Source organism: Parafrigoribacterium mesophilum (assembly GCF_039652555.1).
Taxonomy (GTDB): domain Bacteria; phylum Actinomycetota; class Actinomycetes; order Actinomycetales; family Microbacteriaceae; genus Parafrigoribacterium; species Parafrigoribacterium mesophilum.
Genome location: NZ_JBDJAF010000001.1, coordinates 1,079,841 through 1,092,868 on the forward strand (window position 1 = coordinate 1,079,841; position 13,028 = coordinate 1,092,868).

The 13,028-nt window shown below is 64.1% G+C and carries 13 protein-coding genes; 8 read left to right on the top strand and 5 right to left on the bottom strand.

All coding sequences use genetic code 11. The features are described from left to right. Positions 1–69: 69 nt before the first annotated feature. The 5 genes from ABFX56_RS05120 to ABFX56_RS05140 are packed head-to-tail and all read right to left on the bottom strand — an operon-like array spanning position 70 to position 5,168. On the bottom strand, positions 70–897 hold the full coding sequence (locus ABFX56_RS05120; protein ID WP_346232186.1) for an aldo/keto reductase: 828 nt from the start codon (positions 895–897) through the stop codon (positions 70–72). After that, the gene (locus ABFX56_RS05125; protein WP_346232187.1) at positions 897–2,018 is read right to left on the bottom strand and encodes a bifunctional 2-methylcitrate synthase/citrate synthase; all 1,122 of its coding nucleotides are present in this window, start codon (positions 2,016–2,018) and stop codon (positions 897–899) included. The genes ABFX56_RS05120 and ABFX56_RS05125 overlap by 1 nt, the downstream gene beginning before the upstream one ends. A gap of 8 nt (positions 2,019–2,026) precedes the next feature. Further along, positions 2,027–2,944 carry a methylisocitrate lyase gene (prpB, locus tag ABFX56_RS05130; RefSeq protein ID WP_346232188.1) on the bottom strand — a complete coding sequence of 306 codons (918 nt, stop codon included), beginning with the start codon at positions 2,942–2,944 and terminating at the stop codon, positions 2,027–2,029. After that, positions 2,944–4,470: an MmgE/PrpD family protein gene (locus ABFX56_RS05135; protein WP_346232189.1), complete on the bottom strand. Its 1,527-nt coding sequence runs from the start codon at positions 4,468–4,470 to the stop codon at positions 2,944–2,946. Before ABFX56_RS05135 ends, prpB begins: the two co-directional genes overlap by 1 nt. 20 nt (positions 4,471–4,490) lie before the next feature. Beyond that, positions 4,491–5,168 carry a GntR family transcriptional regulator gene (locus ABFX56_RS05140; protein WP_346232190.1) on the bottom strand — a complete coding sequence of 226 codons (678 nt, stop codon included), beginning with the start codon at positions 5,166–5,168 and terminating at the stop codon, positions 4,491–4,493. Positions 5,169–5,592: 424 nt separating this feature from the next. Between ABFX56_RS05140 and ABFX56_RS05145 the strand changes: the two genes are divergently transcribed. The 8 genes from ABFX56_RS05145 to ABFX56_RS05180 all read left to right on the top strand — a co-directional run bounded on the left by ABFX56_RS05145 (position 5,593) and on the right by ABFX56_RS05180 (position 13,027). Beyond that, positions 5,593–6,855: an ABC transporter substrate-binding protein gene (locus ABFX56_RS05145; protein WP_346232191.1), complete on the top strand. Its 1,263-nt coding sequence runs from the start codon at positions 5,593–5,595 to the stop codon at positions 6,853–6,855. A gap of 95 nt (positions 6,856–6,950) precedes the next feature. Next, positions 6,951–7,832, top strand: coding sequence for a branched-chain amino acid ABC transporter permease (locus ABFX56_RS05150; RefSeq protein WP_346232192.1), 882 nt, complete (start codon positions 6,951–6,953; stop codon positions 7,830–7,832). A gap of 16 nt (positions 7,833–7,848) precedes the next feature. After that, on the top strand, positions 7,849–8,880 hold the full coding sequence (locus tag ABFX56_RS05155; protein WP_346232193.1) for a branched-chain amino acid ABC transporter permease: 1,032 nt from the start codon (positions 7,849–7,851) through the stop codon (positions 8,878–8,880). Continuing rightward, positions 8,832–9,632, top strand: coding sequence for an ABC transporter ATP-binding protein (locus ABFX56_RS05160; protein ID WP_346232194.1), 801 nt, complete (start codon positions 8,832–8,834; stop codon positions 9,630–9,632). The genes ABFX56_RS05155 and ABFX56_RS05160 overlap by 49 nt, the downstream gene beginning before the upstream one ends. Further along, positions 9,622–10,440, top strand: a complete 819-nt coding sequence (locus ABFX56_RS05165) for an ABC transporter ATP-binding protein (RefSeq protein ID WP_346232195.1) — start codon at positions 9,622–9,624, stop codon at positions 10,438–10,440. The genes ABFX56_RS05160 and ABFX56_RS05165 overlap by 11 nt, the downstream gene beginning before the upstream one ends. A gap of 26 nt (positions 10,441–10,466) precedes the next feature. Next, entirely contained in the window at positions 10,467–10,889 is a 423-nt protein-coding gene (locus ABFX56_RS05170) for a nuclear transport factor 2 family protein (RefSeq protein WP_346232196.1), read from the top strand. An 11-nt stretch (positions 10,890–10,900) separates the two neighbouring features. Then, positions 10,901–12,184, top strand: a complete 1,284-nt coding sequence (locus ABFX56_RS05175; RefSeq protein ID WP_346232197.1) for an amidohydrolase family protein — start codon at positions 10,901–10,903, stop codon at positions 12,182–12,184. Between the two features lie 21 nt (positions 12,185–12,205). Next, the gene (locus tag ABFX56_RS05180) at positions 12,206–13,027 is read left to right on the top strand and encodes an IclR family transcriptional regulator (protein ID WP_346232198.1); all 822 of its coding nucleotides are present in this window, start codon (positions 12,206–12,208) and stop codon (positions 13,025–13,027) included. Position 13,028: the final 1 nt, after the last annotated feature.

The following is a 13,028-nucleotide window of genomic DNA, read 5'->3' on the forward strand; positions in this document are numbered from 1 at the left end:
GAGACGGGATTAAGAGACTCCGTGAGACGGATTGAAGGACGGTGCCGGATGCCGTGATGCCGGCGCGGGCTAGTTCATCTCGTCGGGGTGGCTGCCGACGCGCCCGCCGCGCTCCAGCGCGGTGATGGATGCCTGCTCGTCCGCACTCAACTCGAAGTCGAAGATGTCGAAGTTCTCCGCCATCCGCTCCCGGTGGTTGGACTTCGGGAAGACGATGTGACCTTGCTGCAGATGCCAGCGCAGCACTACCTGAGCCGCCGTCTTGCCGTGCGCGGCGGCGATCGAGGTGATCTCCGGCAGCTCCAGCAGGGGATACTTGCCCTGACCGAGTGGACCCCAGGCTTCGATCCGGATGTCGTGATACCCGGCGAAGGCGGTCACCTCCGGCTGCTGATGATAGGGGTGCAGTTCGATCTGGTCGACCGCCGGCACCACGCCCGTCTCCGTGAGCAAGCGCTCCAGGTGCGGTACCAAGAAGTTCGACACCCCGATGGACCGCGCCCTCCCGGTCGCCAGAATCCGCTCGAACACCTGCCATGTCTCCACGTACAGGTTCCGCTTGGGCGTCGGCCAGTGGATGAGATACAGGTCGACGTAGTCGAGTCCGAGCCGTTCCAGGCTGGCATCGAACGCGGCCTGCGCGGTGTCCTTGCCCTGGTCGGGGTTCCGCAGCTTGGTGGTGACGAACAACTCGTCGCGCGCGAGTCCGCTAGAGGCGATGGCCCGCCCAACACCTTCCTCGTTCTCGTACCCGGCGGCGGTGTCGATGTGCCGGTAGCCGACCTCCAGCGCGTCCGAGACGATGTGTTCGGCCTGGCCAGGGTCGACCAGGAACACACCGAAGCCCAGTTGCGGGATGCGGTGTCCGTCGTTCAGGGCGATGGTGGGGACTGTCATCACAAATGCCTTTCGTCGACTCCGTTATACGCGCTGAGAGGCCGAATGAGGGAGTTGGACGCCATCTGTTCCATAATGTGCGCGGTCCACCCGGTGATGCGGCTGGCCACAAACAAAGGTGTGAAGGTCTCCGTGTCGAAGCCCATCAGGTGATATGCGGGTCCCGAAGGGTAATCCAGGTTGGGCTTGATGCCCTTCCGTTGCGCCATCGCCGACTCCAACGCGTCGTACAGCTCACCCATCTCAGGGGCGTTCTTCTCCGCGATCAAGGTGTCGAGCGCCGCCTTCATGGTCGGCACCCGGGAGTCGCCGTTCTTGTACACGCGGTGTCCGAAGCCCATGATCTTGCGCTTGTCCGCGAGCGCGGCGTCCAGCCACTGCTCCGCCTCGTCGGCCGTGCCGATCTCGTCGAAGGTGTGCATGACCGCCTCGTTCGCCCCGCCGTGCAGCGCACCCTTGAGCGCACCGATCGCGCCGGTGACGGCGGAATACAGGTCGGAGGTCGTGCTCGTGATGACGCGGGCCGTGAACGTGGAGGCGTTGAAGGAGTGCTCGGCGTAAAGGATCATCGACACGTCGAAGGCGTTGACCACGGCGAGTTCCGGGACCTCACCGAACGCCATGAACAGGAAGTTCGCGGAATAGGACAGGTCGTCTCGCGGTTCGATCAGATCCTGGTCGTGGCGGCGGCGCTGGTCGTAGGCAATGATCGACGGCAGTTGGGCGAGCAGATAGATGGCCCTGCCCTCGTTAAGCGCGCGATCGGTGAGACCGTTGGCCTGGTTGAGGGTCGGGTCGGTGGCGCCGATCACGCTGACGGCGGTGCGCACGACATCCATCGGATGCGCGGTGAGCGGCAGCTCGTCGATCACCCGCTTGGTCCGCGGATCCAGCGGCCGCAGCGACCGTTCCAACGCCTGGAATTCCTCCAGTTGCACCGGAGTCGGCAGTTCGCCGTGCCAGAGCAGGTACGCGACCTCCTCGAAGGTGCACTTGTCGCAGAGCTGCTGCACCGGATAACCGCGGTAGAGCAGCGAGTTCGTCTCGGGGTTCACCTTGGAAATGGCGGTCACGTCGACGACGACGCCGGCGAGGCCCTTGTGGATTTCCGGTTCGGTCATGGATGCGCTCACTTTCCTGCGCCCGCGTTGGTTTCGAGCGTGAAGTTGTAGACGGACGAGTCGAACGAGTTGTACGCCTGGTAGTCAAGCAGTTCATAGAGCCGAGCGCGCGTTTGCATCTGGCCGACCACCGATTGCTGGCTGCCCTCGGTGCGGATGGCGTCGAGGGTGCGTTCGGCCGCGCCCATCGCGCTGCGCAGCAGGGTGACCGGATAGATGACGATGTTGATCCCCACGCCGGCCAGTTGCGCCGTGGTGAACAGTTCGCTCTTGCCGAACTCGGTCATGTTCGCCAGCACCGGCACGTCGACGGCGCTGCGCACCGCCTCGAATTCCGCCAGCGTGCCCATCGCCTCGGGGAAGATCGCATCCGCCCCGGCGTCCACCAGCGCTTTGGCCCGGTCGATTGCGGCATCGAGACCGTCGATGGCCCGGATGTCGGTGCGCGCCATGATGAGCAGGTTCGGGTCGCGGCGCGCGTCGACGGCGGCGCGGATGCGTCCGGTGGCGGTGGCGACGTCCACCACCACCTTGCCGTCCAGGTGGCCGCAGCGTTTCGGATTCACCTGGTCTTCGATGTGCAGTCCGGTAACGCCGGCCTCCTCGAGACTCTGCACGGTGCGGGCCACGTTCATTGGCTCACCGAACCCGGTGTCCACGTCCACCAGGGTCGGCAGATCGGTCATCCTGGCGATCTGCTGGGCCCGTTGCGACACCTCGGTGAGAGTGGTCAGGCCGATATCGGGCAGCCCCAGCTCGGCCGAAAGCACCGCACCGGAGATGTAGACACCGTCGAAACCCTTGTCCTGGATGAGCTTGGCGGACAGCGGGTTGAACGCGCCGGGGAATCCGAGCAGCTCGCCGGAGGCCAAGCGTTCGCGCAGCAGTTGCCGCTTGGTGGCGGGAGTGACCGTCGAATACAACATCAGAAAAGTCCCTTCGGCGCAGTGACAGACTCGAGTAACCCGGGCCTCGCCACCACAGTAAGCCCACCGAGCTCCTCGGCGGAAAGATCAGGCACGCGCTGCGCCAGTTCCAGGAATCTCTCGATCTCCTGCGGCTCCAGCACGCCGTCCGCCAGCGCGCGGAACTTGTCGATGTACTGCGTCCTGGCGAACGGCCTGGCGCCGAGCGGATGCGCGTCAGCGACGGCGATCTCGTCGGCGATCTGAGTGCCGTCGGTGAGGGTGATCTCCACCCGCCCGCCGAACGCCTTATCCTGAGGGTCGAGCGAGTGGTAGCGACGGGTCCACTCGGGGTCTTCCTCGGTGACAACCTTCCGCCACAGCTCCACCGTGTCCGGTCGCTTCGCCCGCTCCGGGGCGTAGGAGCGCACATGGTCCCAGGTTCCGTCCTGCAGCGCGACGGTGAAGATGTACGGGATCGAGTGATCGAGCGTCTCCCGGCTCGCGGTCGGGTCGTACTTCTGGGGGTCGTTCGCCCCGGAGCCGATCACGTAGTGGGTGTGGTGAGAACTGCGAATGATGACGCTGCTGATCTTGTCCGCGGCGGCGGCTTCGCGGAGGAACGGATGCTGCGCCCCGAGCCTTCTGGCCAGGTCGATCCAGGCCTGCGCCTGGTATTCGGCCGAGTGCTCCTTCGTGTAGCTGTCGAGAATCGCCCGCTTCGCCTCGCCCGCCTGGGGTAGGGACACCTGGTAGCGCGCATCCGGCCCACCCAGCAGCCAGGCGATGACGCCGTCTTCGCCCTCGTAGATCGGCGTCGGGCTGGTCTGCCCGCGCATCGCCCGATCGACGGCTTCGATGGCCATCTTCCCGGCGAAGGCCGGCGCGTACGCCTTCCAACTGGAGATCTCACCCTTCCGCGACTGACGGGTCGCGGTCGTCACGTGCAGGGCCTGCCCGATGGACTGGAAGATCGTTTCGACGGGCAGCCCGAGCATGGTGCCGAGTCCTGCGGCCACGGAGGGCCCGAGGTGGGCGACGTGGTCGATCTTGTGCTCATGCAGGCTGATCGCCTTGGCCAAGTCGATCTGGATCTCGTACCCGGTGACGATGCCGCGGATCAGCTCCGCGCCGCTGCGTCCGGCGTGCTGGGCGACGGCGACCATCGGCGGGATGTTGTCTCCGGGATGCGCGTACTCCGCGGCGAGGAAGGTGTCGTGGTAGTCGAGCTCGCGGACGGCCACTCCGTTCGCCCAGGCCGCCCATTCCGGGCTGACACGGTGGTCCGGAACTTCGCCGAACACCGTGGCGCCGGCCCGGGGCGCACTGTGCGCACCCGCCTGCGCCCGCGCGGCGACCGCCGAGGCCCGCATTAGCGACGCGGTCGCAACTGCGGCGTTGTCGATGATCCGGTTGATGGCCATCTCCTGTGCTTCGTCGGTCACCGCGACCGGATCGGCGGCGACTTCGGCAATTTTGAAGGCGAGCTGGTTGGCGCGCGAGAGGTTCTCGTCGCTGCGGTGCACACGAACGGTGGTGGATTTCACTGCGGTCCCTTCGAGGGAGGTTAGGCCGAGCGCGAGGTGCGCTCGGTGTCGGAGGTGGGGGTTGAAGTCGAGGTCGCCAGGGCGTTGCGCAGTGCCCGGTGCAGGTGCACGTGGGTGGCATGGGCAGCCAATTCGGCGTCGCGGGCGATGATCGCCTGCACGATCGTGAGGTGCTCAGCAGCGGCGCCACGCAGCCGGCTTGGATCGTCCTTGGCGTGTCGGCGGATGCGCACCAGATGGGTGCGCAGGCCGCGCAACGCGCCCACGAGGTACGGGTTGGCGACGGCATCGTCCAGCGCCTCATCGAACCGGCGAACGAGGTCGTAATAGGCGTGGCGTGCCGGATCGTCATCCCCCAGCAGGTCGGAAACCGCGAGCAGTTCTTGCTCGAGCACCTGGAAGATCTCGGGGTCACCACGCTGGGCCGCCAACCTGGCAGCCTGTTCTTCGAGGGCACGGCGTACTTCGAACAGTTCCCGGATGTTCTCGAGCGAGACATCCGTGACGACCAGCCCTCGGCCGGCTTGCGGAGCGACCAGGCCGTCGGCGGTGAGGCGTGCAAGAGCAGCACGAAGCGGGGTTCGCGAGACACCGAGCCGTTGCGACTGCTCGACCTCGGCAAGAACGGTGCCAGGCGGCAGTTCCCAGTCGACGATTTCGTCGCGGAGGCTGCGATACGCCCGATCACTGGCACGCACGACGTGACCGCCCCTCTGTGTATACACCGAATCGCAAACATCCACTATTCGTGGGCGCTATTCGCACAACCGTTGACTCATTGTATACACGAACGCGGTTTCAAACGTCTCGACTGATCCGGCGGGCCTCATGGCTGCCTGCCACACCACATCACCCCGAATTCGGCACTCGCGTTCTGTGTTTCTGCTAGCGGAACGTCAATATGACGCATCAGCCCTTTGCAATCGGTAACAAACCAGGCACAGTTTCTTTACATTCATTGCATTCTCGCAAAAACGCTTGACCGGTGCGCTGCCACTGTGCCACCCTCAAGTACCAACGATGTTTCGCTGACGAGAACGGTCAACCGGACGACCCGACGCCGACGCGATGAGCTGAGTAGCCGCGGGCTTCGCGCGCTGCCGCCCGAAAGGAGCAATTCACGTGATAGGTAAGAGGCCACTCGCAGCGTGCGCCATGGTGGTGGGGTTGACGTTGACCCTCGCCGCCTGCTCAGGCAGCCCTGAAACGCCATCGGAAAGCGCACACAAGGATCCGATCAAGATCGGCTTCCTCGGCACCCTCACAGGAGGATCGGCCGATGTTGGCCAGACCGGCCTCGACGGAGCCCACATCGCGATCGAGGAGATCAATGAGAAGGGTGGGATCGACGGACACCTCCTTGAGATCGTCACGAAGGACGAACAACTTTCACCGACCCAGACCGTGAAGGCGATGCGCGAGCTGGCGCAGGAGGGTGTCAAGTACGTCACCGGATTCACCAGCAGCGCAGATGTCATTGCCGCCATCCCGATCGCTGAACAAAACGGCATGGTCATTATCACCGCTGGCGCCACCAGTACCGCGTTGACCACGACGAACTTCAGTGAGAATCTGTTCGAGGTCGCGTCCAACACCTCAATGATGAACGCCGCAGCGGCGCACCTAGTCGCTACGGAGTGGAAGAACGTGAAGGAGTGGCAGAACGTCGGGTTCGACTACGTCACCGGTCACGGATCGTGGGACGAATTCCAGGCACTGGCGAAGAAGGCAAACCCGTCCATCACGTTCGGACAGGCGGTCTTCTACCCGTTGGCGGGAGGCCAACTGAGCGCGTACATCACCTCGCTCATCGGCACCAACCCCAGCAAAACCGACACTGGAATGTTCGTGACCACCTTCGGTGGCGGCGCAGTGACGTTCGCCAAGCAGGCTGAACCGTACAAACTCTTTGACAAGTACGCCGTCGTGGCCAACGTCGGCGGCGGTGAAGAACTTGCCGCGGCCCTAGGTGCGGACAGCCCTCGCATCTACTACGTGCACGATTACTTCTACGGCGCCTACGACAACGAGATCAACAAGAACTTGATTGCCAAGTGGAAAGAGCGCCCGAAGGTCGGCCCCAAGACGCACGGACCACACTCCTGGCTCTACGAGGGATACACGGCCACGATGGCCTTCGCCAACGCCATGAAGCAGGCTAAGTCAACCGATGCCAAGAAGGTGCTCGAAGTACTGCCGGGCATGAAATTCGACACGGCGATGGGTGAGGCGTACTTCAGAGCGGAGGACCACATCCTGTTCGCCCCCGTCACCGCCGTCGAGTGCTTCGGCGATGCTGATTCGGAGTTCGGTTACAAGTGCGAGAACGCCACGTCGGTTCCGGCGAAGGACGTCGTTCCCAAACCAAACCCCACCAAGAAGTAGAACGCTCATCCGAACCAGGATGCACGATCGAAACGCGTCAGGGACCTCGGCGTTAACCCGCCGAGGTCCCGGACAACGGGAAGGGCACTGAACCGATGAACGTACTGCCTTCGATCGTCTCCGGACTCGGCGACGGCATGCTGCTCTTCCTCATCGCGAGCGGCCTCAGCGTGATCTTCGGGGCGATGCGTTTTCTGAACTTCGCCCACGGCGCCTTCTTCGCCATCGGCGGCTACCTGACGTTCAACTTCCTGAACACGCTCCAGCTGACACCGGTATTTCTCATCGGCGGCGCCCTTCTGGCAGGACTCGGAGTCGCCGCCCTCGCCTATGCCAGCGAGGTCGTGGTCTTCCGTCGGCTGTACAAGCTGCCACCAATCGACTCACTGCTGGGCACCTACGCGCTCTTGCTGCTGCTCGAAGGCGCGATCCTCGTGGTCTGGGGGCCGAACTCGCTGTCGGTCCCCTACCCCGAGGGGCTCAACAGCACCGTACGGGTCGGTTCGGTCGACGTACCGCAGTACAGCCTTCTGCTGATCGCCGTGGGCGCCGTGGTGGTCGTGGCGATGTCCTTCCTGCTCTATAAGACATCCCTGGGACTGGAGGTCCGTGCCCTTGCCGAAGACCGGACAATGACGCAATTGCTCGGGGTGAACATTTCCGGGGTGTCCGCGAAAGTGATGCTCATCGGTGGATTTCTCGCCGGAATCGGAGGGGCGCTCGCTACGCCGACCATCGCGTTGACGCCCGACCTGGCGACGTCGTTCATCATCCAGGCGTTCGCCGTCGTCGTGGTGGGCGGACTCGGCAGCTTCTACGGCGCCCTGATTGCGGCGGTGGTGCTCGGTGTGACGCAGAGCATCGTCGTCACCTATGTGCCGAGCGTGTCGGGGATCGCCTTCTACGCGACGATGTTCGCCATCCTTCTGTTCCGGCCGCAGGGCATTCTCGGAAAATCGAGCTTGGACATCTCATGAACGGAGCACAACAGCCATGAGCCGCAAGCTCACGAACGCGCCGGCGACCGGCGGCCCCCGATCTTGGCCGCGGTGGCTCGGTGCCGAGCGCAGATGGGTGAAGGCACTGTGGCTCGCGGCCGCGATCATCGGCATTGCCTACGTGGTCACCCAGGCGACGTCCGAGACACCACCCAGCTTCTTCGTCGAGATCGTGCTCGTCCAAGTGCTGTACGCGATGAGTGTGAACATCCTCATCGGCTATGCCCACCTGCCCTCCTTTGGTCAGGCGGCATTTTTCGGCACGGGAGCGTATGCGGCGGCCCTGACCATTCAAGGGGTGCCGCTGTATGCGTCGTTGTTCCTCGCCGTGGCCCTGGCCGGAATCCTTGCTCTCCTGCTGGGGCTCCTGGCCGTCAGAACCAGCGGCATCACGTTCGCGAATGTCACGCTGGCCTTCGGCCAGATGCTCTACCTCATCGCCGCCAACACGGACCTGGTCGGCGGCGAGAACGGCTTGCTGGCGACACTGCCCAGTGAAGTGTCGCCGCAGAGCTTCTGGCTGGTCATCGTCGCGTGCGTGGCTGCCGGATGCGCGGTGATCTGGTGGATGTTCCGCACCCCAGCTGGCGAGACGATCCTGGCCATCCGCGACAACCCTGAACGGGCAAGCTCGCTGGGGATCTCGACCTTCCGCTACCGGCTCACCGCCTTCGTTGTCGCCGGTTCGCTTGCCGGACTGGCCGGGGCGCTGTACGCCTTCGCCACGGGCATCGTCACCGCCGACACACTGTATTGGACCCGGTCGGGCGAACCCATCATCATGTGCCTGCTGGGCGGGTCGAAGAAGTTCTTCGGCCCGGTCATCGGCGCCATCGCCTTGACCACACTGCTGCAACAGGTTGGCCAAGGCTCAACCAGTTACCTCATCTATGTGGGTGGAATCCTGTTGGTGGTTCTCATCCTGCTGCCGCAGGGCCTCCTCAGCATCCCCGCGCGGATCCGGCAGGTCGCATCACGGTGGAACACCTCCGGATCGCGCGATGCCAAGAAAGCCGCTGCCCTATGAATGAGCCAATGCCGGTGCTCGGCCTCGAGGGCATCAGTAAACGTTACGGCGGCAACCTGGCCGTGAACAACGTCAGTTTCACCGTGCCGCAATCCAGCATTTACGCGGTGATCGGTCCGAACGGCGCCGGCAAAAGCACTCTCTTCGGCGTCATCGCCGGACAATATCCGGCGGACGGCGGCAAGATCCTGTTGAACGGGCGCGATGTCACCAAACACAAGGCGAGGACCAGGGCCCGGGAAGGCATCTCGCGCGCATTCCAGGTTGCCCACGTGTTCACCTCGCGGACCGTGGAGGAGAACGTGCGCGTCGCCCTCCTGGCAGCACGGCGTCAATCCCACGTCTTTTGGGCATCGGCGTCGCAACAAGTGTCGCCGGACGACGTTGCAGTACTGCTTGATCAGGTCAACCTCGGCGGGCTCAAAAACCGGGCGGCGGGCGAACTGGCGCAAGGCGACCGGAAGAAGCTGGAGATTGCCATGGGCTTGGCGTCGCACCCGACGTTGCTGCTGCTCGACGAACCGACGGCGGGCATGACTCCAGAAGAGACGGTGACAGTCATCGATCTCGTGGGAAGCGTTCAACAGTCGACCGGATGCTCCGTCCTGATCACCGAACACGACATGAAGGTGGTGTTCGGTCTTGCCGAACAGATAGTGGTACTGGCCGGCGGAGCAGTTCTCGTGCAGGGAACACCGGAGGAAATCCGCAACAACGGTGAAGTCAAGGCGGTGTACCTCGGTGGCCGATGAAGGAATGACCCTCGCCGACGGCTCCGCAGAACAACTTCCGGCGCTCGGCTCGTCCCACCCGCGACGCGGCAAGCGGCAGAAGCCGACGACCTCGGGCTCCTCGGCTCTGAGCATCCGCGGGCTGCACGCGTACTACGGCACGGCTCACGTGTTGCACGGTGTGGACTTCGAGGCGGACGCGGGTTCGGCGGTCGCGGTGCTGGGCCGCAACGGCGCCGGCAAATCCACCATGCTCAAGTCGATTGCCGGCACCGGAGACGTGGCCAGAACCGGAGTGGTGCAGATCGGCGACACGGAATTGCAGGGCATGCGCGCCGACCAAGTAGCGCGCTGTGGCGTGCAACTGGTTCCAGAAGATCGTAGGGTTTTCGCCGGACTCTCGGTTCGGGAAAACCTCGAGCTGGCCGCGCGAGGGGCACACGTTGCGCGCGGAGTCGACTACGTCGGGCGAATCCTCAGCGTCTTTCCCGAGATCGAGGCCTTCCTGGGTTCCGGCGGAGGTGAACTTAGCGGCGGTCAACAGCAAATGGTCGCAGTGGCCAGGGCCCTCGTCGGCGAACCACGACTTCTGCTCCTGGACGAGCCGTCCACCGGACTGGCCCCGGTCGTCGTCGATCGACTGTTGGAATCCCTGCAGAAGCTGCGCTCCTTCGGCGCCACCATGCTCGTCGCAGAACAGAACGTGAACTTCGCGCTCGAGGTCTGCGACGAAGTGGTGATCTTGGAAAAAGGGATGCCTGTCTTCCGCGGCACCAAGGCGGAAGTCAACAACAATCCCGACCTCAAAAAATCGTATTTGGAAGTCTGAACCACACCAGCTAAAGGAGACAACTCATGATGCAGAGCGCGGAAATCGACATCGTCGACGACTACTTGAAGTTGTGCGAAGAGCGCAGGCTCGACCAGGCGGCCAAGTATCTCGCCGAGGATGCACGACTCACCTTTCCCGGTGGCACCGTGTTCGACGACCTGCCGAGCATGGTGGCCGACGCCGCGACGCGATACCGCGCTGTCCGGAAGCACCGCACGGAATTCCTGGTCGGCAACCGGGCCAGCGATGGCGCAACAATGTGTATCTCGACGGGGACTCTGGACGGAACCACCCTGTGGGGAACCACATTCACGGGAGTGCGTTACCTCGATCTGTTCATCATCCGGGATGGGCTCATCCACGAACAGTATGTCTGGAACGACCTCGCCGAGACCGGGGTGGCACCGCTGCTCACGCAGCGCACGTCCACCGCGTCCGGATCCTGAACCCGCCGGTTATGTACAGCCCCGATCTCGAAACCGAATACGTCCTGACGGGCGCGCACGTCGTCGCCGACGAGGAGCTGCGGCTACTGAGCCCCGGATACCTGCACATCAGGGACGGCATGATCGTTGACGTCGGCGAGGGCACCCCGCCAAGTCAGAGAGACGGTGACCCGGTTCGGGTGTACAACCTGCGGGGACACCTCATCATGCCCGGGCTGATCAACTGCCACACCCACATCGGTGACACCGTGGTCAAAGAACTAGGCTACGGGGTTCCCTCCGACGTCAACCTCCTCTGGCAGCCGGACGGCTTGCGCCATGTCCGAATGGGCGCGCTGGACCGGGAAGAGCGAGTGGTCGGGATCCGGCGCGCCCTGCGGCGTGCGTTGGCAACGGGAACCGTCGCGCTCGCAGATTTCAGGGAGGGCGGGGTCGACGGGGTGCTGGAGCTCCGCGAAGCCGCAGCCGACCTGCCGATCCGGTGCCTCGCGTTCGCCAGACTCACCACATTCCCGCTGCACGACGACGCCAGCCTGCAGCGCAACACTGTGGGACTGTCGGATGCGCAATTGGCGGAGGTCGACGCCGGTCTGGAGGTGGCAGAGGGCTTCTCCCCGCTGTGGGCCAACGACACGACGGATCTCGGTCTCACCCAGATCGCACAGCGCGTGCGCGCCCGCGGCAAGCTGCTGGCCACGCACGCCGGCGAAACACCACAATACCGAGAGCTGTCCGCTTCGAGGACCGGGCAAGGAGACGTGCAGAGAATCGTGCAATTCCTTTCTCCCGACTTCGTCGTCCACATGACATCGGCAACCGATGACGAACTCGAGCTCGCAGCAGCCGCGGGGATCCCTCTCGTCATGTGCGCCCGCACGCAGGCAGCCCTCGGCTACGGCATTCCGCCGTTCGTGCGCGCCACCCAGCGCGGCGCAATCGTAGGCCTGGGAACCGATAACGCGATGATCTCCAGCCCCGACCTCCTGGCAGAACTGGAGTTCATGTCGCGGTCGCTGCGCTCCGCGACCGGGGACCCTGCTGCCATCGACGCGAGGGCGTTGCTGGCATCGGTGACAATCGATGCCGCGCGCACGCTGAAATTGGACAACGAACTCGGATCACTCTCGATCGGTAAATCGGCGAGCCTCGTAGTCATCGACATGGAGTCGGACAACCTTGCGGGATCGGTCAACCCAATCGCCAGTCTTGTGGACAGGGCAAGTCCGACAGACCTGAAAACGGTTTTGGTGGACGGTAAGCTCGCGTACGGCGACCTGCCGGTACAGACGGGCTGAGACCGCGAAAGGGCAACAGTAATGAGCGGCGCCACAGAAAGCGCAAAGACGATTTCGACGGGCACGGAAGCAGCCGAACGCGTGGCCGACGTGCTCCTGACGCTGTCCCGCGGCGAATCTGCCATCGGCGTGAGCGCCATCGCCCGCCAGCTGAAACTCAGCAAGGCCGTGGTCTACCGCATCTTGCAATCGCTCGCGTCGCGTGACTTGGTGCGGATCGACCCCGTCTCCCGCGAATATAGCCTTGGCCCCAGCGCGACCGCACTCGGTGCACGGGCGCTCCGGCAACTCGATTTGAGAGTCGTCGCCCGCGACGACCTCGTCGCATTGCGGAACGAGACGCGGGAGACGACAACCCTGTCCCTCCTGGTCGTCGACAAACGCACCTACGTTGACCAGTACGAAAGTCCGCAAGAAATCAAGATGACAGTGGAACCAGGGCGACTGTATCCCCTCTACGCCGGCGCATCCAGTCGGGCGATTCTCGCATTCCTCCCGGATGTCGACGTTGCCAGAGTGCTAGGTTCCGGCCTGGAGCCGCTCACCGACGAAACGATCCGGGACCTCGACGTGCTGAAAGAGCGACTAGTGCAGGTCCGCGCGAACGGCTTCGCGACGTCCCGCGGGGAGCGGCAGTCCGGGGCGGGTTCTGTCGCGGCTCCGGTCTTTCGTGGTGACGGACGGGTGGTCGGATCCATTAGCGTCTGTGGGCCGCTGGTGCGATTCGATGCCGCAGCGGTGGAAAGATACATCCCCCTGGTCACCTCGGCTGCGGCGCGGATCTCCGCCCGGCTCGGCTGGAACACACCGCACGAACAGCAGATCACCGGCACGGTCCGGTAAC